16 protein-coding genes and 4 pseudogenes are annotated in these 18,544 nt (G+C 70.4%); 5 read left to right on the top strand and 15 right to left on the bottom strand.

Annotated elements, in window-relative coordinates; translation table 11 throughout:
* Window positions 1-1,071: 1,071 nt before the first annotated feature.
* Both NQO67_RS00255 and NQO67_RS00250 read left to right on the top strand, forming a co-directional pair.
* Window positions 1,072-1,274, top strand: a pseudogene (locus NQO67_RS00255) (cation transporter); the annotation flags it as partial.
* A gap of 34 nt (window positions 1,275-1,308) precedes the next feature.
* Window positions 1,309-2,128: pseudogene (locus NQO67_RS00250) on the top strand (TSUP family transporter).
* Between the two features lie 94 nt (window positions 2,129-2,222).
* Here NQO67_RS00250 and NQO67_RS00245 read toward each other — a convergent pair.
* The 6 genes and pseudogenes from NQO67_RS00245 to NQO67_RS44100 all read right to left on the bottom strand — a co-directional run.
* On the bottom strand, window positions 2,223-3,389 hold the full coding sequence (locus NQO67_RS00245; protein ID WP_255945102.1) for a permease: 1,167 nt from the start codon (window positions 3,387-3,389) through the stop codon (window positions 2,223-2,225).
* Between the two features lie 639 nt (window positions 3,390-4,028).
* A complete protein-coding gene (locus NQO67_RS00240; protein WP_255945101.1) occupies window positions 4,029-4,697 on the bottom strand; it encodes a class I SAM-dependent methyltransferase in 669 nt (222 codons plus the stop codon).
* Between the two features lie 98 nt (window positions 4,698-4,795).
* The gene (locus tag NQO67_RS00235) at window positions 4,796-5,701 is read right to left on the bottom strand and encodes a M56 family metallopeptidase (RefSeq protein ID WP_255945100.1); all 906 of its coding nucleotides are present in this window, start codon (window positions 5,699-5,701) and stop codon (window positions 4,796-4,798) included.
* Window positions 5,698-6,048, bottom strand: coding sequence for a BlaI/MecI/CopY family transcriptional regulator (locus NQO67_RS00230; RefSeq protein WP_255945099.1), 351 nt, complete (start codon window positions 6,046-6,048; stop codon window positions 5,698-5,700). Before NQO67_RS00230 ends, NQO67_RS00235 begins: the two co-directional genes overlap by 4 nt.
* 234 nt (window positions 6,049-6,282) lie before the next feature.
* On the bottom strand, window positions 6,283-6,477 hold the full coding sequence (locus NQO67_RS00225) for a DUF305 domain-containing protein (protein WP_308295600.1): 195 nt from the start codon (window positions 6,475-6,477) through the stop codon (window positions 6,283-6,285).
* 43 nt (window positions 6,478-6,520) lie between these two features.
* Window positions 6,521-6,571: pseudogene (locus NQO67_RS44100) on the bottom strand (hypothetical protein); the annotation flags it as partial.
* Between the two features lie 317 nt (window positions 6,572-6,888).
* Here NQO67_RS44100 and NQO67_RS00210 point away from each other — a divergent pair.
* Entirely contained in the window at window positions 6,889-7,782 is an 894-nt protein-coding gene (locus NQO67_RS00210) for a ClpX C4-type zinc finger protein (RefSeq protein ID WP_255945097.1), read from the top strand.
* Window positions 7,783-8,107: 325 nt separating this feature from the next.
* Here the strand turns inward: NQO67_RS00210 and NQO67_RS00205 are convergent, their stop codons facing one another.
* From NQO67_RS00205 to NQO67_RS00170, 8 genes are all read right to left on the bottom strand, one after another.
* Window positions 8,108-8,500, bottom strand: coding sequence for a hypothetical protein (locus NQO67_RS00205; RefSeq protein ID WP_255945095.1), 393 nt, complete (start codon window positions 8,498-8,500; stop codon window positions 8,108-8,110).
* 192 nt (window positions 8,501-8,692) lie between these two features.
* Window positions 8,693-9,109 (bottom strand): hypothetical protein, encoded by a 417-nt coding sequence (locus NQO67_RS00200; RefSeq protein WP_255945093.1) that lies wholly within the window; start codon window positions 9,107-9,109, stop codon window positions 8,693-8,695.
* Window positions 9,110-9,437: 328 nt separating this feature from the next.
* Window positions 9,438-10,157: an SDR family NAD(P)-dependent oxidoreductase gene (locus NQO67_RS00195; protein ID WP_255945091.1), complete on the bottom strand. Its 720-nt coding sequence runs from the start codon at window positions 10,155-10,157 to the stop codon at window positions 9,438-9,440.
* Entirely contained in the window at window positions 10,154-11,317 is a 1,164-nt protein-coding gene (locus NQO67_RS00190; RefSeq protein ID WP_255945089.1) for a dihydrodipicolinate synthase family protein, read from the bottom strand. The genes NQO67_RS00195 and NQO67_RS00190 overlap by 4 nt, the downstream gene beginning before the upstream one ends.
* Window positions 11,318-11,322: 5 nt before the next feature.
* The gene (locus tag NQO67_RS00185) at window positions 11,323-12,162 is read right to left on the bottom strand and encodes a sugar phosphate isomerase/epimerase family protein (RefSeq protein WP_255945087.1); all 840 of its coding nucleotides are present in this window, start codon (window positions 12,160-12,162) and stop codon (window positions 11,323-11,325) included.
* Between the two features lie 93 nt (window positions 12,163-12,255).
* On the bottom strand, window positions 12,256-13,650 hold the full coding sequence (locus tag NQO67_RS00180; RefSeq protein ID WP_255945085.1) for an MFS transporter: 1,395 nt from the start codon (window positions 13,648-13,650) through the stop codon (window positions 12,256-12,258).
* Window positions 13,651-13,686: 36 nt separating this feature from the next.
* Window positions 13,687-14,712: a zinc-dependent alcohol dehydrogenase gene (locus tag NQO67_RS00175; protein WP_255945083.1), complete on the bottom strand. Its 1,026-nt coding sequence runs from the start codon at window positions 14,710-14,712 to the stop codon at window positions 13,687-13,689.
* A complete protein-coding gene (locus NQO67_RS00170) occupies window positions 14,709-16,076 on the bottom strand; it encodes an FAD-dependent oxidoreductase (protein ID WP_255945081.1) in 1,368 nt (455 codons plus the stop codon). The genes NQO67_RS00175 and NQO67_RS00170 overlap by 4 nt, the downstream gene beginning before the upstream one ends.
* 184 nt (window positions 16,077-16,260) lie before the next feature.
* Here NQO67_RS00170 and NQO67_RS00165 point away from each other — a divergent pair, with 184 nt between their 5' ends.
* Window positions 16,261-17,298 (top strand): LacI family DNA-binding transcriptional regulator, encoded by a 1,038-nt coding sequence (locus tag NQO67_RS00165; RefSeq protein ID WP_255945079.1) that lies wholly within the window; start codon window positions 16,261-16,263, stop codon window positions 17,296-17,298.
* Window positions 17,299-17,389: 91 nt separating this feature from the next.
* Window positions 17,390-17,470: pseudogene (locus tag NQO67_RS44505) on the top strand (hypothetical protein); the annotation flags it as partial.
* Between the two features lie 225 nt (window positions 17,471-17,695).
* On the opposite strand, the gene NQO67_RS00160 reads toward NQO67_RS44505, so the two are convergent.
* On the bottom strand, window positions 17,696-18,532 hold the full coding sequence (locus NQO67_RS00160) for a helix-turn-helix transcriptional regulator (RefSeq protein ID WP_255945077.1): 837 nt from the start codon (window positions 18,530-18,532) through the stop codon (window positions 17,696-17,698).
* Window positions 18,533-18,544 lie beyond the last annotated feature (12 nt).

Raw genomic sequence — 18,544 nt, 5'->3', positions numbered from 1 at the left:
CGCCCAGCGCCTCCGCCGACGGCGCCTACGAAGTGGGCCCCTACCAGGAGCTTCCTCGCGTTCCGCACTGACCCCCACCCGGCCAACCACCCCACCACCCCGTCAGGTTGAAAAAGGCTCACTGTGAGTGGTGGCCGGGAGCGTAGTGACGCCAGGCCCCTCCGGCTGCTGCTTCGGCGGTCCGGGTTGTGTGGTCTTGTCGTTGTAGCCGCGCATGCGGGCGATCACCGGGGTGGGGACCCTGGAGGACAAGTTGGCGGATCGCGGCTGTGCAGCTTGCCCGGGTTGGGAAGCCGAGATGGCAGAGCCGAGGCGCGAGAGCCTCTGGGGCCATGGGTTGTCCGGCCCGGTGTCCTGGGAAAAGCCTTTGGGGCTGTCCCGCGTGAAAGCTCCGGTTCGTTCGGTTGACCTGGGTCGTATCTCTGCGGGAGCGCGGCTGGGCGAGGGTGATCGGAGTCCATGCGGTGGTCGTGGATCTATCTCCTAGTACGGAAATTGTTGAAGCTCGCAGGCCTACGGTTGTTGAGCAGCCGGAGAACGACGTCGAACTGCTTGTGTTGCGGCACGAGGTCGCCGTGTTGCAGCGCCAAGTCGGCCGGCCAAGACGAAGCCGAGCGACCGCGGGTGATACTGGCGGCTCTCTCCCGGCTGCTGCCCAGAGACCGCTGGAGCAGCTTCTTTGTCAGCCCTGCCACGTTGCTGCGCTGGCATCGCCAGGGCCAGGACGTCGCCGGCGTCGCCAGCCCGCTAGGCCCTGTCGTCAAACTCCCGTCTGCTCGGCGACGCCATGCAAGCACTCTCGCCGCACCGGGCACAAGCCCACGTACATCCAGTACGCGGACTCGCGCCCGGCACTCCCCCAAGCTCTTCGAGCAGGGGGGACCCCCAGAGCACGCACCTGACGCCGCCGAGCCGCCCTTCGGGCAACGACGCGAGTTTGACGACAGGACCTAGTACAGCACTTCGGCAGCCTCCCTATCCCCCGCCTGCAATCGCATCTCAGCCAGGCGTTCCATCATTTGGTGTCTCCAGCCTCGGCGACATGTCGGATCAGGTCTTCGACGCCCTTTCGGCCTGATCCTCAACGCCACCCTCGGCTGGTCCCCGGCCGACCCCATCGCCGCCCTCGCCATCGCCGCCGTCGCCCTCAAGGAGGGCCGCGACGCCTGGGAGGGCAAGGGCTTGCTGCGCACCGACCCCGGGAGCAGCCACCGCGCCAGTCCACCGCCGGGGACACGTGCGGCTGCCAACCGGGCTGTACCTGCTGCTCGTGAACAACCCATCGCAGGCCGACGCCTCCGCCCCTTGATGCGCCGATACTGGTGCAACGATCAGGGGGCGGGGGCCAAAGTGGACGGGTGGCCGGTGCTGGGCGGGATTGGCGCCGGTCTGCTGATCGCGACCGTGACCGCTCCTGTCGGTGTATCAGGGGCGGTGTTCCTCCTCCCGGTCCAGCTGAGTGTCTTCGGTGTGCCCAGCCCCGCGGTCACGCCGACGAATCTGCTGTTCAACGTCGCCGCCGGGCCAGGAGCCCTGTGGCGTTACCGGCGCAGCGGCGCCCTGCACCGGCCGTTGGTGCAGCGCCTGGTGCTGGGACTCTGCCCGGCGTCGTACTAGCGCCGTCATCCGCGTCTTCGCCCCCCGGGGCCGACTGTCTTCCGGCTGCTGATTGCGGCATTCCTCCTGCTGCTCGGGCTGTGGCTGTGCACCCGCGCCCTCCCCCGGTCCGCGCCCGGCCTGCGGCGGCCAATGTGCCATCGGCACGGACGCTCACCACCCCCGCGCTCCTGGTCGGGGTCGTCGGCGGGAGCTACGGAATCGGAGGAGGCTCCCTGCTGGGGCCGCTCCTCGCCGGACGCGGCCTGCCCGTCGCACGGGTCGCACCGGCCGCGCTCGCCGCGACGTTCGCAACCTCCGTCGTCGGTGCCTGCCGCCGCCTACTCAGCACTCTCCCTCGCCGGCACCGGCGACGTGGCACCCCGACTACTGGCTCGGCATCGCATGCGGCGCCGGCGGGCTGATGGGCGGCTACCTCGGCGCCCGCCTCCGGCCCCTCCTCCCCGAGAACACGCTGCGGCTCCTGCTCGGCACCCTCGCCACCCTCTACGTCATCCAGGCTCTCAACTGAGCTCAGCCCAGGCCGGTCAACGGTCGCGCCAGACACACATCATCACGCCCGTCTCCCCACTCCAGGCATCCGGTCCCACGCCGGAACAGATCGGTTACCTCTCTTCGTGCTCTGCCCGGGCATGCTCGGCGTCGGCGGGACCACCCATCATGCGGAGCATGGACATGCCGCCGGTGCGGAAGAAGCGGATGAGGATGGTGGCGGCCAGCAGGAGGAAGGCGATGTTGAGCCAGGTGGTGTAGTTCCAGGTCACGCCCTCCGTCGGGATCTTCGCAACAGCCTGGTCAGGAATCAGCCCCAGGCCGCTGAAGACGATTTCGACGATGTACCCGGCGATGACCACGGCCACGTAGAAGGTGCCGAGCAGGAAGGCGGCCATCCGGGCGCCGTAGTACTTCCGGTAGATGGTGAGGATGGGCAGGATCAGCAGGTCGGCGAAGATGAACGCCACGACGCCGCCGAAGCTGATCCCTCCCTTCCACAGCACCACTGCGAGCGGCACGTTGCCGATCGAGCACACAAACGAGGCGATCGCGACCAGTGGCCCGACAACAGGCCCCCAGAGCCTGGCTGCGAGCGGGTGACCGTGGAAGAAGAACGTGCGCCAGAACGCCTCCGGTACCCAGGCCGCGATGGCGCCTGCGATGAGCAGGCCGAGCACCAGGTCCCGCAGGATCGCCGCCCATTCCATGACGAAGACGTGCGCAGTTGAGGTCATGCCCGCGCGGGAGAACAGCCGACGGACGAAGGGCCCCTCGCCCTGCACGGACATGTCCATTGCGGCGTGGCCCTCCATCGCTCCCGCGAGTCCTCGTTCCGCTTGCTCACGGGCGTGCCGCAGGAGCTCGTCACGCAGAAACAGCCGGAAGAGCACCCCGAGCAGAACGATCATGATGGGGCCGCCGGTGAATTCAGCGGCGGTGAACTGCCAGCCCATCAACAGGGCCAGGATCACGCCCAGCTCGACGACCAGATTGGTCGACGCGATCTCGAACGCCATCGCCGCGGTGAAGTCCGCTCCCTTGCGGAACAGCGAGCGAGCCAGCGCCACCGCGGCGTAGGAGCACGACGACGAGGCCGCGCCGAGACCGGCGGCCACAGCGAGGGTGCGGGGCCGGTCGTCGCCGAGGAGAGAGACGACGGTCGACTTGCGCACCACCGCCTGGACCACCGCGGACAGGGCAAAGCCAAGGACCAGAGCCCAGGTGATCTCCCAGGTCATGGAACCGGCAATGGACAGGGCGTGCAGTACTGCGTGCATCCTTTCAGCCTTCCGCGCGACGGTGGTGTGCGGTCCACGGACACGCCCGGGGGCGTGTACCCGTGAACAACTGTGCGAGCACTTCCCGCGACGGCCACAGTTTTGTCCTGGTCGGCCCCGACGGGAGATCCAGTGGCGCGCGGATCACGGCGGCGCCCCGGCTGCGCGAGGAGGTACGGCTCCTGCGCACCGAGCTCGACCTGCGCGCCCGGGGCGGCAAACGGACTGCCGTCCCACTCCAGTAGGGCGAGCCACACTGAACATCAGGTCCACACAGCCACGAGCAGCCCCCAGCGCCACCCCGCCTTGCGCGGACGCCGCGGCGCACTGCCCTGGCCACTCTCCTCGCCCGGGCCACCGGCGCCCTCACCGCCTGCGGCAGCCTCCAGAGCCCGGACAACAGAAGCCAGGACACGAACCCGGGTGCGGCAAATGGCAGCTCCTCGCATTACTTCAAACCGGCCAGCGAACCCTCACCCCCGCTCTCAGGGGTACGACCCCTGACCGGAGAGCAAGTCGCCACCGCGCGGATGCATGGCGGTGTCGTGGTGGTCAATATCCGGAGGGCATCGCGACCGAGAAGTCATGATCTCTTGCACGATCGCTCACGCCGTCCCGGCGGAACACCGTGGTCAACAGTCAGGCGACGTCAGACGTGGCCTTGCGGGCGACGCCGATGACGCATGGGGCGCTGGGCGCGGTGCGGCCCTTGATGACGAAGTCGAAGTGCCGCGCGTGCTCGATGGTGAAACCGGCGTCTTTGATGGCCTGTTCGCTGTCCCGGGTGAGGTTGCAGCCGCCGCCCAGCAGGGGCCACACCACGTTGACGATGCGCTGCTTCCTGGCGAAGCGGGGGTCCGCCGAACGAATGTGTTCGTAGAAGAAGAGGCGTCCGCCCGCCCGCAGGACGCGTGCGGCCTCCGCCAGTGCCTTCGGAACGTCGGCGATGGTGCACAGCACGAGCGAGGCCACCACCGCGTCCGCCGAGCCGTCGGCGACGGGCAGTTCCTCGGCTCGCCCGGCGCGGACCTCCACGGGTACGGAGGCGCCGGTCGCCGCGCTCTCGGCCTGTGCACGCAGTCGCGGTTCGGGTTCCACCGCGATCACACGGTCGACTTCCGGCGGGTAGTGGCGGAAGTTGGATCCGGCGCCTGCGCCGATCTCCACGACGAGCCCGGACACCTCGACGAGCAGTTCCTGACGGTGTTCGATCGCCCCGTGGGCCTCCGCCACGGCGTTGATCTTCGGGTAGATGCGGGCGAAGAACGGGTGGCTCACCTTTCGCTGCCTGGCGACGGTCATGGTCATGACGGCAACTCCTTACCGTTCCGGTCTGACGCGCTCAGCCTACTACGCACTCGTAGTACCTACTATGTGATCGTAGTAGCTAGTTGTTCGACTCAGGCTCAGCTCCCCATGCAGGCCAGCGGCGTCGCCGCAATCAGCACCGCGGAGCCGGTAAGTGCCCAGCTGTAGGCCGCAACGCCGACGACAGTGACCGCAACACGCCGCGGCGCCGGGCGCGCGGGCCGCGGGGGCCGGCCCTTCTCCAGCTGGGCGATGCGCGCTTCCAGCAGATCCCGGCCTCCCATGGCTGCGGCCGGAGCCATGGCCGCCCACCGAGGAGTCCCGGCGGCCTTCAACAGCGCACCCGCGACGGCACGTGTGCCGCAGTGGGCCACCGCGCGCCGGTCAGCGGCCAGTTCACGGTCGGCAGCAAAGGTCTCGCGCAGCTGATCCAGCAGGGGGAACGCGAAGTGGCGCGCCGTGAGCGTGGCCGCCACCAGGGCCTTGAGCGGGTCATGGCCGCGCACATGCGCGCACTCGTGGACCAGCACGGCCGAGAGCTCTCCGGGCGCGGCGACAGCCGCAAGACCGCTGCTCACCACCGCCTGGGGACGGAGCAGACCGTAGGTGAACGCGAACGGGGCGGCGGCCTCGATCACCCTTACGCGACCGGCCAGACCGGCGCCCACGGCGGCGTCACACACGGCCGGATCCACGGCCTTCGCCTCCAAGGACCGTGCCTTCACCTCCCGGGCGACGGCCCCGGTGGCCCGCAGCCCTCGACACAGCCGCCGCGCCGAACGCACCGTCCCCGCAGCGGACAGGGCAAGCAATACCGCGCCTGCCCAGGCGGTACCGGACAGCACCACGCCGATCCCGTGGTGAACGGCCTGCCAGATGAGCGCAGCGGTCAGGCAGCAGGCCACGTACGCGACGGCGGCCCGTATCACCACCGAGACTCCCACCAGCACCCACAATGCGCGGCTCCCGGCGCCCGGAGACGCAGCATCGGCCACATCGGTCACGGCGAGTCCTCCAGCAGCTGGCGCAGCCTGGCACGCAGGCCCGGATCGAGCGAAGCCTGCGCCGCGAAGTGCGTGACGGCCGCATCCCCGTGGGTCTTCAGCACCTCCTGCACGGCGAGGGCGGCCTCGTCTGCGACCGTCGGCGTGTAGGCGTACCGCCGGCCACGCGGCTCCCGGCTCAGCGCGCCCTTCTCCGTGAGACGGCCCATGACCGTCATGACGGTGGTGTACGCGAGCGGCTGCGACCTGCCCGCGTTGAGCCGGTCCAGAGCCTCGCGGACCGTCAGTGGGACCTGCGCGTCCCAGCAGACCCGCATGACCTCCGCCTCCAGCGACCCCAGCGCCACCGCGACCACCTTCCCGGACCCTTGGCCACTACCCAACCGTAGTACGCATTCGGATGCGTCCCACCCTGCCTCATTCGCTCGCGCAGGTGGCAAGCCGTACCGCTCCGGGAAGCCATACGGTTCCGGCCTGGGCCCCGGCCGGGTGAGGGCGCCGGCCGGCGCAGGACACAGCGCACGGCCTGGCGCCCGCCCCATGTTGGGGCTGTCAGCTGCGGGCCGGAAGGCCGAGCGGGCTCACGGTCGGGCACCGCGCTCGGCGAGCATGTCCGCCATGAGCCTCATCTCCGACTCCCGGCTTCGGACCATGCCTTGCGCAAGGTTCGAGACCTCCTCGGTGTCCGCGAGGCCGGGGGCGGCCCGTGCCATCTGGGCGCCACCCCTGTGATGGGCGGTGAGCAGCCGAAGATGCCTCGGCGTAGGCCAGTACAAGGTGGTGCCGCTGCCGGATGTGCGCCCGCTCGTGGGCGATGACCGCCTCGGGCGCGTGCGGCTCCAACGCGGCGAGTGCCGCCGTGGTCAGCACGATCCGACGGCGGTGGGAGCCCGCCGACCTGCGGAGCGAGACGGCCCTGCCCTCCGCGGCCGGCCGCGTCCATCGGCGGGCACTGGCCCCGTGCGGTCACGTCAGTGAACTGATCCAGCAGCGTCTCGCCGACATCGAGCAGCGGATGGCCGAGCTGCGCAAGACCCGCATCGCCCTGCGCACGCTGGCTGAACGTGCAGCAAGCACGGATCCGGACGCCTGCTCCGAGGCCCGCATCTGCAACATCATCGCTGACCCGGCAACCAAGTGACAACAGGTCATTGTCATCAACTCATGCGCAATCTACGGTTGTCAGCATGAGTGAAGAGCCCACTGTGGAGCAGCTCATCGAAGCGGCCCATGCCCGTGCCGGGGACGGCGACGAGCTTGCCCTGCTGGACGCCGTCGTCGCGGTGAGCAAGAACGTGTCCACCCGCGCGGACGCCGCCGCCGACCAGGTCGTCCGGATGGTGCGCCAGGCCGGCCACTCCTGGACGGTGATCGGGGAGCGCCTGGGCATCACCCGCCAGGCCGCCCGCCAGCGGTACGCCGACCGCGTCGAGGAAACCCCGCCGACGGTCGGTCTGATCCGCGGCCGGGACCTGGAGGGCGCGCTCACCGCCGCGCTGGAAGCGGCCGAGGCCGACCGCCTCGCCGAGGCCGGCACCGAGCATCTACTGCTCGGCCTGCTCACCAACGGCGTGGCCGCCGCCACTTTGGAACAGCTCGGCCTCAGCCGCGACAAGATCCGCGAGGCGAGCAGGCGCCTCTTCACCTACCCCGACGCCGCGGCGCCAACGACCAACACGGTGTTCTCCGGCGAGGCGCAGGCGGCGCTGGCCACCGCCGAACACCTGGCGACCGAGCGCACCCCCACGTGCGCACCCGTCGTGGCGACCACACCGCAACTGCTCGCGGTCATCGCCACCAACCCCGGCTCCCGCGGCCGACGCGTACTGAACGACCTCGGGGTCGACGTGGCGGACATCAAGCGCCTGCTGCACTGTTACATCAACGTCCCCCGCACCGCCCTCGGCCGCCGCTCACGTCGCGGAGGCAAGCGGCGGCAGGCGCGCTGTTCCTTCTGCGGGCACCCGCGCAGCGAGGATCGCCGTCTGGTGGCCGGACCCGACGCGTGGATCTGCGCCGACTGCGTGAGCCTGTGCCAGGACATCCTGCGCCAACCGGCCGGCACCGCCCCGCGCATCTGACCGCAACCGCTCCGGGACCAGGTCAGCCAGCCAGGGTGGCAGCTGTTCGGGGGTAAGCCTCTCGCGCAAGCGGTGGAATTGCACCGGATGGTGGTAGTGGCCTGCGTCGACGGCGGTGTGGGCCAAGAACTCCGCCCGACGTAGCTTTCCCAGTGGTCGACATCCGCGGACAGACCGGCCACGTCGAAGTGCTCGAAGGCGTCACGGACTGCGGTGTCCACCGCTGCTCGGTCGGCTTCCCGTCCCTTGCCGTCCGGTCCCCCGGGGCGTTCCCAGATGCCGAGCGGGAGGAACAGACGGTCGTCGACGGCGGCAGCGCAACGGCTCACACCCCCTTCACTCGCCCCCACCTGGCCCGCACGGCGGCGCGCGCCTGTGCCGATACGGCGGTCCGTTTGCGCTGCACGTCGGCCGGGGTGTCCGGGGCTTGAGCAACTTCAGCAGTGCGGCGAGGACCGAGCGGTGCTGCCGTACCTCGGAGACCAACGGGGAAGCGACGAGCCGTCCCCATGGACCTCTTGACCGTCAGGGGCGCGTCGGTCAGCTCGGCTTCGATCCGTTCCACTATGTCGGCCTCACGGCAGGCGTCGCCGAGGATGCGCGACTCGTCCGGGCGCAGCTCGTAGCGGTCGACGACCTCGCGCCACGACCGGCGCCCGGCTGGGCCGAGCTTCGCGGGCGGGCGCGGCTTGGGCCACCCGGCATCGAAGTCGGTCACGACGACCACCCCCTGACCTGCCCGAATGCTGAGTGAAAACGCGGCGGAACCGCACGTACGGCCAGAGCGGCTATGACGGTGCGATCAGAAACACACCCGGGTAGAGGGATGGTCCGGCAGGGAGGCAAAGGGCTGCCATATGCATATGGCATGTAGCGCAGCGACATGCGTACGGCGAACGACTTGTGCCACTCACCAGAGTTTTGGGCAGTCGCACCGCCATCCCATCAGGTATGCCTCGGCGCCGTGCTTGCCGCAGACGTGGCAGATGCCGTTGTCCCGGCGGAGGATGGTGGCGCGCAGGATGGGCCAGTTAGGCGGCAGGCACTTCGCTCGGTTGCTGGTGTTCCAGGGCATGCGGTGGCCGCCTACGGGTTGTTCTGGTCGCCGGGGCCATAGGCCGGTGGTGTCGTGGTGCCACTGTGGGCAGATGCGGCGGGCGGGATCGTCGCCGACGCGGCGCGTGAGTTCGCGGTAGCAGCGGGTCCAGTCGCCGGGGGTGCCCCATCGGATCTTGGTGGCGCCCTCGCCGTGCCTCCAGTAGTTCTCAAGGGTGGTGGCGTGGTCGCGCTCCTCTCCGGGACGCGCGCCGTGCGGCGGCTTGTGCATGAGGCGTTCGTAGTCGCGGCGGGTGAGGTGGTATCGCGGGTCCGTTCTGCGGTCAGGTCGAGCAGCGGGTAGTCAGCGGGGGTGAAGCCGCCGACCTTGAGATCGCCCGCCGCGGTCCGCTCAACCAGCTCGGCGGGCACCGCGAACCAGTGCTCGGCCAGCTCGCGGACCTCGGCGACCGGGCCGGCGCCGTGTCGCACGCCCAGCGGCCGGTCAACCGCGCCCCGTCGCCACGATCCTCGGCGTAGGCGTCGCCTTCCACGGGTGAGCGAGCGGGGAGTTGGGTCCAGTGACTCCCCGATGAGCGGACCGACCGTGTTCGGGGCGGTTACCACGTCGCGCGTCCGCCGGACAGGTCGTAGACGAATCCGGTGGTGTAGGACGCTTCGGGGGACACGATGTACTCGATCAGCGCCGCGGCTTCCTGTGGGGTACCGAGCCTGCTGACAGGGATGCGGGCGAGGTCGGCGTCGGTCGGTGGGTGACCACTGATGAGTGGCGTCTCGATCTTGCCGGGGGCGATCGCGTTCACCGTGACGCCACGCGCGGCGTACTCGCGGGCGAGCGCCTTCACGAGGCCCATGACACCCGCCTTGCTCGCGGAGTAGCCGGTCATGCCGGCGACGCCTTCCTTGCCGGCCGTGGACGAGAAGTGGACAAGACGCCCGAAACCAGCGTCGGCCATGAGGGGGAGGACGGCCGTCGAGACGATGAACGCGCCCGTCAGGTTGACGGCGACGAGGCGCTGGAACTCCTCCAGGGATTCGTCGGTGGACGGCTGCACGGTGCCGAGGACGCCTGCGGTGTTGACGACCGCGTCCAGGCTGCCGAGGACGCCGACGGCTTCCTGTACCCCGGCGGTGACGGACGCCGGATCGGTCACGTCCATCGCGACGCGTGCTACGCCGTCGGGTTTCCAATCGGCCGTGGGACGGTCGGCTGCCACCAGGCCGGCGACGCGGCCACGGAGACGTTCCGCGGTGGCCAGGCCGATCCCGGAGGCGGCACCGATGATCAGGCAGCGCAATGAGCTGAGCGAGTCGTTCACAGTCCATGTCCTCGGAAATAGGCGGCTGCACGGGCAGCCGAGAAGTCGGGGTCCGGGAAGAGTCCGATCCGGTTGGCCGCCTCGAACACCTCCGCGAGGTGGAGGAGCGAACGGCCGGTCTCGAACCCGGCGACCATGCGGAAGTGGTCCTGCCAGCCGGTCAGGTAGCTCACCCAGGCCACACCCACCTTGTAGTACCGGGTTGGCGCCTCGAAGACGAGCCGGCTGAGCGCCTGCGTCGGACCGAGCAGGGCGCGGTAGCCGTCCACGTCCCCCTCGTCGAGGCGCAGGAACGAGGCGGAGGCGAACCTCGGCACGGCGGCGAACGCACCCAGCAGGGCGTCGCTGTGCCCGTGTTCGTCACCGGCGATGAGGTCGACGTAGTGGTAGTCGTCGCCCGTGAACATGCGAACGCCCTGCGGCAGCCTTCTCCGGAAGGCGCGTTCGAGGGCCTCGTCGAGGAGCGAGAGCTTGATCCCGGCGATGCGGCTGCGGTGGGTGGAGATCAGCGAGAGAACCGTCTCGCTCGCGTCCGCCGGGGACCGGCTCCCCCAGTATCCGGTCAGTGCCGGGTCGAACATGTCGCCCAGCCAGTGCAGGACGACGGGCCGGGTGGCGGCGCTCAGCACGGCGTCGTAGACCCGGAGGTAGTCCTCGGGAGGTCCGGCCGCACGGGCGAGGTGCCGGCTGGCCATCAGCACCACACTGCCGCCGGCGTCCTGGATGTCGGAAAGCTGTTCCAGGTAGGCGTCGGTGATCTCGCCGAGGGTGTGCGGGCCCGTGTTGAGCTGGTCGGTCGAGATGCCGACCAGCACGGCGCCACCGCCGCGGGAGCGGCTCTCAGCCAGGGTGCGCTTGCCGAGTTCCAGGGCCGAGGCGCAGGACAGTCCCGTTCCGCGCTGTGCTGTGTCCATGCTTTCGGCGACGCCGAGACCGAGGTCCCAGAGACGGTGCCGGATGCGCAGGGTGGCTTCCCAGTCGATCAGGGTGGGGGAACCGGCGCTCGACCGCAGCGGGTCGGCGACCACGTGCGCGGCGGAGTAGACGATGCGCGAGGACGGCGGCGCGGAGGCGGTCGTGAGCCGCGCCGGTTCGGCCAGCTCGACGCGTCGGGTGCCGCCGTCAGGGGCGGGGAGTTCGATGGTGGTACTGGTGATCATGCCGGTCACGCTTGCGATTCCTCCAGGGAGTTCGTGACGGTTCGGGAGAACGCCTCGACGGTCCGCGCGACGATCGTCCTGAGCGGAAGTCGCCACAGCTCGTCGCTGAAGACCTCCACCTCGATCGGCCCCCGGTACCCCGCCCGTGCCACATGGCGGGTGAGGCCGGCGAGATCGATCTCGCCTTCGCCGGGCAGCAGCCGACCGTTCATGTTCTCCGGGACGGGGAGCGGCAGGGCGAAGTCGTTGACCTGGTAGCCCGCGATGCGCGGGCCTGCCGCCGCCAGGTCCGCGGGCATGTCCGCGTCCCAGAACGTCGCGTACGCGTCGACCAGGACACCCGCCGCCTCGGCGGGGAGTTGCCCGATCACACGGAGCGCCTGCCCCACGCTGGTCACGACACTTCGGCTGGTGACGAACAGCGGGTGCAGGGGTTCCAGCGCGAGCCGGACCCCGCTCTGCCGCGCGTGCGGGACGAGCGAGGCGAGCGCGTCGTGGACCCGGCCCTCGGCCCGGCGGACGTCGCGGTCACCGGCCGGCAGACCGCCCGCGATGAAGGTCAGGACGGGGCTGCCCACCTCGGCGGACAGGTCGAGGGCGCGCCTGACGTCGTCGAGGGCCGCACGCAGCGCCGCGCCCTCCTTGTCGGCGACGAACCCGACGCGGCACACGGAGCTGACGGTGAGCCCGGTGTCGGCCAGCAGCCGCCGGGTCCGTGCCACGCCGAGTTCCAGGACCGGCTCCGTCCACAGCCCGATGTGCCCGATGCCGGCGCGGCTTGCCTCCTCTGCGGTGTCCACGAGCGGATACGGTCGGGTCGTCGCCTGGTTCAGGCTGAGTTTCACAGGTGTCTCCGTGTTCCTGGGACGGGGCTGCCGGCTTTCGCGTCGGTCGCAGGCCTGTTTTCGCGTCCGGTCGCAGGCCTGTTTTCGCGTCGGTCACAGGCCCGTCCGGCTGGCGTCCTTGGCCGGGGCCCGGCCGGGGGCGCTCCCGTGTGCGGTGGTGGCGGCGGTGCGGCCGGGGGCGGTCGGGATGCCGAGATCGTCCAGCGGGGTGTGCGCCGTCTCCTTGGCGGTCAGCGTCGCGATCACCGCGATGACGGCGATCACGGCCGAGATGGCGGCGACGGGAAGCCAGTTCCCCGGGTCGCCCGAGGTGACGGCGGTGTAGATCGAGGGTGCGAAGCCCGCCGCGATCAGCCCGATCTGGAGGCCGATCGCCATTCCGGACTGCCGGACCTTCAGATGGAACATCTCGGCGAAGAACGACGGATACGAGGCGTTGATGGCCGCGTAACCGCACGCGACGGAGAGGAAGGCGGTCACGTACAGCCAGGGGACACTGCCCGACTGGATCGCGGCGAAGTACCCGAACAGCGCTGCCGCACAGCCGATGTTCCCGCCAATGAAGACCGGCTTGCGTCCCACCCGGTCGGACAACACGCCGAGCAGGGGCTGGGTGAACAGTGCGGCGGTGTGGCTGACGATGAGGGCCCAGAGCATGGTGCTCTTCGGGATGGCGTAGACGGTCGTGGCCATGGACAGGGCGAAGACCTTGATGACCGTGTCGACGGAGAACGCCAAGGAGCAGAACGTCACCCTGATCACGTCGCGCCAGTGCGACCGCAGGACCTCGACGATCGGAGTCTTGACGAGTTCCTCTTCCTCCTTGGCTTCGAGGAACACCTCGGGCTCGGTGAGCTTCACACGGATGACCAGGCCGGCGATCGTGACGACGAGGCTGAGCAGGAAGGGAATGCGCCATCCCCAGCTCTCCAGCTGATCGTCCGGGAGCGCGGAGACCGGGATGAAGACGAGGCTGGCCAGCACGAACCCGCCGACGATGCCGCCGGTCGTCCAGGTGGTGAAGAAGCCGCGCCGGTGGTCGGGAGCCACCTCGATCGTGAACGTGGTCGCCGCGGCCGTCTCACCGCCTACCGAGACACCCTGCAGGACGCGGAGCACGACCAGCAGGATCGGCGCCGCTACGCCGATGGTCCCGTACCCGGGCAGACACCCCACGAGGAAGGTGCACGAGCCCATCATGACGAGGATCAGGACCAGGGCCTGCTTGCGGCCGACGCGGTCACCGAGGTGCCCGAGCAGGACCGCTCCGAGGGGCCGGGCGACATAGGAGACCGCGAAGGTCGCGAGTGACGCCAGGGTGGCGCCTGAGCCGGACTCCGGGAAGAAGACCCGGCCGAACACCAGGGCCGCGGCCAGCGCGTAGATGTAGTTGTCGTAGTACTCGAGCGCTCCGCCGACCAGGCTGGCGGTCGCGGCCCGCGCCGGGCTGTTCTCCCGGGGCGCGGACTCGTTGTGGACCGTTGTCACTGCGGTCTCCTTCGTTGCAGATTCAGTGCCATCGGCTCAGTGCCGTGATCCATCGGTTCTGCCGGGCACGATGACCGTCTTGCCCCGGCCGAGCCGTCCTCGGGCAAGGGACTGGAAGACGCGGGGCGCGTTCTCGAACCCGGTGACGACGTCGGCGGGGAGGGCGTCGAGACCGTGCCGGGCCACCAGGCGGGCGGCTCGCTCCAGATCGGCCGAGGTGTAGCAGAAGGATCCGGCCAGCCTCAGTTCCCGTCGGACGAACGGCTCGGACGACGGCATGGAACCCCCGTGGGCGAGTCCGACCACGCAGATCGTCGATCCGTCGGCCGCGCCGTCGACCGCGGTCGCGACGGAGCCTGCGGAGCCCACGGTGTCGATCACCGCGTCGAACGCCCGGCACGGCCAGCTCCGATCGGTGACCGGTGCCACTCCATACCCGGCGATCGCCGCACGCCGGGTGGCGTCCGGCTCCAGGACCACGCACTCGGTGCCCTGCTCACGGGCCTGGAGGGCGGCGGCCATGCCGATCGCGCCGCCGCCGATGATCCCCACCCGCCCTGCGGACCCGCTGCCGGCCCGGGCACAGGCGTGCACACCGACCGCGATCGGCTCGACCAGCGCGAGTGCGCGGGGATCGACGACACCGGGGACACGGATCAGCTGGCCGGCGTCGACGGCGAGAACCTCCTGAAGGCCGCCGTCGACGTCGATCCCCATGAGGCGGCGTTCCGGACAGGTCCCTCGGGCCCCGGAACGGCAGCTCGCGCACCGTCCGCAGGTCAGGTTCGGATCGACGGCGACATGCGCTCCGACGTCGATGCCGCTGACGCCGTCGCCGCGGTCCATGACCGTGCCGCCGAACTCGTGGCCGATCACCGTACCCGGGACGCCCCGGTCCCCGTCACCGCGCCAGACCGCCACGTCGGTACCGCAGACGCCCACGCCCTCGACCCGCACCAGGACCTGGCCGGGCCGGAGCCGGGGCACGTCCTGCGTCCGTACCCCGAGCCTCTCGGGCCCCTCCCAGGTGATCGCCCGAGGCAGGGCCGACGTCGCCGTCATCGCGCCACGGCCAGCCGCTCGGGCGAGCCGACCTGCGCCAGTGCCGCGTCGGCCGCTCGCCGGCCGAAGACGAATCCGAAGACGATCCCGCCGACATACCTGAGGTCCTGTGCGCCGCCGGCATCCGCGCCGGCCGCGAACAGCCCGGGAACGGGCCGGTCGTCCCGGTCCAGCACACGGCAGTCGCCGTCGACCCGAAGACCGCCGAAGGGGATCGTGATGCAGGGCTGGATCTCGAGCGCCCTGAACGGCCCCGTGCTGAGCGGGCTGGGCCGCTCGGGAAGCGGCGCGTCCAGGGCCACGTCCTCGCCGCGGGCCGCACGCCGGTAGTCGTCGAGGGTCGTGAGGAGGGCCGCACGGTCCACTCCCCAGGTGGCGACGGTGTCGACGAGTTCCGCAAGGGTGCCGGTCTCGGCGGTGCGGGCCTCAAGTGCCTTGGCCTCGGCATGCCGGTCCAGCGCCATCCCGCTCGGATACGGAACGGCCAGAGCGCGGTTCTGCTGCACGGTGTCGTCCCAGATCAGGACGGCTCGGTGACCGGGCTGCCGGATGAGGAACTGGTTCGACACCTCGTCGCCCAGGGACTCGTCGGTGAACCGGCGGCCGAGGCGGTTCACGATGACCCCGTAGGCCGAGAAGTAGAGGGTCAGACGCAGGAAGACATCAGGGTTCACCGGCAGCGGGCTCGGCAGGGTGTGCCCGTAGAAGCCGGACAGGTGGCGGCTGGCAGCGGCTCCGACCGACCGGCCGAGCCGGAAGCCGTCACCCACCGATTGCGGGTTGCTGCGCACGGCGATGTCGTCCGCGCCATGGCCGATGAACATCTGCTTGAGCTCGGGGTCGCCCTGGAACCCACCGGTCGCCAGCACCACGCCCCGCGCCCGGATCGACTGGTGCGTCCCGTCATGACGGAACCGCACCCCCGTCACCGCGCCGTCGTCGGTCACGAGACCGACATCCGACACCCCGGTCAGCACGGCCCCAGAGGACTCCACCTTCCGCGTCCAGACCGTGAAGAGCGCCTTGATGTCGACCTTGCAGGCGCGGCCCCATTCCAGATGGTCGAGCCACTCGTCGCTGACGTCCGCCCCCGCGTCGCGGACGTCGGCGACCGCCTGCTCGTACCCCTCGACCACGAGCGGACCGAGGACCGGGTCGGCGTCGGGCTGGATCCGGTCGAGAACCTCCCGGTTGGGCGCGGTCCACAGGATCCCCGCCGACAGCGCCGCCGAACCTCCCACCGCGTCGGCCTTGTCCAGCAGGAGGACCCGTGCTCCGAGGTCGACCGCGCGGTTGGCGGTCGCCAGGCCCGCGGCGCCGCCTCCGACGACGACGAGATCGAATGACGACGTAAGGTCCGGCATGCTCAGCTCTCCTCAACGGTTTGCGAACGGAGAACGTTATCCATACGCCTAACAGGGATGAGGTACCCGATGGAAAACGTTTGCCGGAACGCTAGGTACACTTCTGGAGAGTGTCAAGGGATGTCTTGTTGGGAGCCGGGGGTGACCCGGTCTACCCTGCTACCGCTGTGAAAGGACGGGACCCATGGCCACCCTGCGCGAAGTCGCCGAGTTGGCGTCCGTATCCGTTGCGACCGCGTCCCGGGTGCTCAACGGATCGACGCACCACCACCCCGTTTCCACGGAGATCCAGGCGGCGGTGCGCGCGGCGGCGACCACGCTCGGCTACATGCCCAGCGCCGCGGCCCGAGCCCTGAAACAACAGCGCAGCAGGATCATCGGCGTCATCGCCAGCGACATCCTGGACCCGTACTTCGCCGAACTGACCCGTGGAATAGAGGTCGAGGCCGCCCGCGCCGGATACTCGACGGTCATCGCCAACGCCAACCGCGATCCCCAGCAGGAGCGGACGAAGTTCCGCGTGCTGCGCGAGCACCGTGCGCAGGGGATCGTCTTCTGCGGCAGCGATATCGAAGGAGCCTCGGGCACCGCTCAGCTCGCCCGTGAGGTCAACGCGGCAGTGCATCAGGGCACCCGGGTGGTCGCGCTCGCGCCGCGCGGCTTCAGCTCGACCTCGATCGTCGTCGACAACGCCACTGCTGCGGTCCGTCTGACCGAATACCTGCTGTCCCTGGGGCACCGCGACATCGTCTGCATCGGCGGCATCCCCGGACTCTCCGCGGCCGAACAGCGGGTGGCCGGCTACCGTTCCGCGATGTTCCAGGCGGGCGCGGTGCCCAGAGTCGTCGCCTTCTCGGGGATGACCAAGGACTCCGGCAAGGCCGCGATGGCCGAACTCACCCGGAGCGCCCGGCTCCCCGACGCGATCATCTGCACGAACGACGAGGTCGCCATCGGAGCGCTCGCGCACCTGTGGACCAACGGCTATCGAGTGCCCGAGGACATCTCCGTCGCCGGGATCGGCGGCACCCGGGCGAGCGCCGTGTTCGGTCTCACGACGGTGACGCTGCCGCTGACCGAACTCGGCACCGCCGCCGCGCGCTTCATCACCGATCCAGCGGCGCAGCCGGCCGTACCGGCGACTCCCGCCGCCGTGCTCCGGCCAGGTCTGACCACGCGAGCCGGGTCAGCGGAGAAGGCCGTCCCGGAACCTCACCGGTGATCGGGGCGGCGCCGACGCGTCGGCCGCCTGCTCGACCGCCCCGACCGCGGCGGTGACCTGCCGGGGCTGGTGACAGCCGTTACGGACCAACCAGGTGATCCGGCAGGTTGGCGAGCGGGGTGTACGACTGCGCTGCTACCTGGACCTTGCGCCAAGAACTCGTCTCAGCTGATCCAGGCGGCTCTGTGGGCGCACCGGCTATGGAGCCGACTACGGCCTGGCCTGACTCGTGACGATCCGCCGGCGCTCAGGGTGTTCCAGGCGGTCATCCGGCGCCAGATGGCGGGAGCCTGGCGCAGGCCGATCCGTCGGTACATCACCTGACGGAACAAGCACGCTCGCGAGATGCGGGCGCCGCCTCCCCAGGCAGCCTCCGGAGACGCCGGTGGACCTATGGCTAGCCGACGAGCGTCTGGGTGCCGAGCACGGAGAGGAGCGCGAGGCGTTCGGCGTCCTGGGTGTCGGGCTGGGCCGTGTACATGACGACGCGCAGGCCGCTGCCCGTGACGGTGAGCACGTCGCAGTCCAGCGTCACGGTGCCCACCTGCGGGTGGTCGATGGTCTTGTGCGAGGGGGCCTCGGGCTGGCCCATCGCCCCGGCGTCCCACAGCTCGGCGAAGCGTTCGCTGTTCGCGCGCAGTTCCGCGATCAGTCGCCGCAGCGGCTGGTCCGACGGGTAGCGCAGGGCCGTCGCCCGCAGGTCGGCGACCTGCGTGACCTCCAGCTCGCGCCGGGACTGCGGGGTGTAGCGGGCGCGGGTGGTGCCGGATCCGAGGAAGTTGCGCCACACGGCGTTGCGCTCCTTGCCGTGCCACTCGCCCATCAGCGCCGTGTACAGCGGGTTGGCCAGGAGCAGCGTCCATGCCGCGTCGGCGACCGCGACGGGCGTACCGGTCAGCCGGTCCAGCATCCGGTGCACGCCCGGCGTGATGTGGGCGGGCACCGTGCCCTGCCCCGGCGGTACCAGCCCGGCGACGTGGAACAGGTGCTCGCGCTCGGCCCCGGACACCCGCAGGGCCCGGCCCAGGGCCTCGACGACCTGCCCTGACGGATGAATCGCCCGGCCCTGCTCGAGGCGGGTGACGTAGTCGACCGAGATCCCGGCGAGCATGGCCAGCTCCTCGCGGCGCAGCCCCGCGGCGCGTCGCCGGCCACCCGCGGGCAGCCCCGCCGCCTCCGGGGAGACCCGCTCTCGCCAGCGCCGCACCGTCTGCCCGAACTCCGTGGTCCCCATGACTCCACTGTG

Source organism: Streptomyces odontomachi, assembly GCF_024435355.1.
Taxonomy (GTDB): Bacteria; Actinomycetota; Actinomycetes; order Streptomycetales; family Streptomycetaceae; genus Streptomyces; species Streptomyces odontomachi.
This window is presented reverse-complemented; position numbering and strand designations above follow the sequence as displayed.

Bases quoted from the DNA above. Each gene is read 5' to 3' on its own strand.
- NQO67_RS00200 (WP_255945093.1), bottom strand. From the start codon at position 9,109: ATGCACAAGCCGCCGCACGGCGCGCGTCCCGGAGAGGAGCGCGACCAC.
- NQO67_RS00245 (WP_255945102.1), bottom strand. From the start codon at position 3,389: ATGCACGCAGTACTGCACGCCCTGTCCATTGCCGGTTCCATGACCTGG.
- NQO67_RS00190 (WP_255945089.1), bottom strand. From the start codon at position 11,317: ATGATCACCAGTACCACCATCGAACTCCCCGCCCCTGACGGCGGCACC.
- NQO67_RS00170 (WP_255945081.1), bottom strand. From the start codon at position 16,076: ATGCCGGACCTTACGTCGTCATTCGATCTCGTCGTCGTCGGAGGCGGC.
- NQO67_RS00160 (WP_255945077.1), bottom strand. From the start codon at position 18,532: ATGGGGACCACGGAGTTCGGGCAGACGGTGCGGCGCTGGCGAGAGCGG.
- NQO67_RS00165 (WP_255945079.1), top strand. From the start codon at position 16,261: ATGGCCACCCTGCGCGAAGTCGCCGAGTTGGCGTCCGTATCCGTTGCG.
- NQO67_RS00175 (WP_255945083.1), bottom strand. From the start codon at position 14,712: ATGACGGCGACGTCGGCCCTGCCTCGGGCGATCACCTGGGAGGGGCCC.
- NQO67_RS00210 (WP_255945097.1), top strand. From the start codon at position 6,889: ATGAGTGAAGAGCCCACTGTGGAGCAGCTCATCGAAGCGGCCCATGCC.
- NQO67_RS00240 (WP_255945101.1), bottom strand. From the start codon at position 4,697: ATGACCATGACCGTCGCCAGGCAGCGAAAGGTGAGCCACCCGTTCTTC.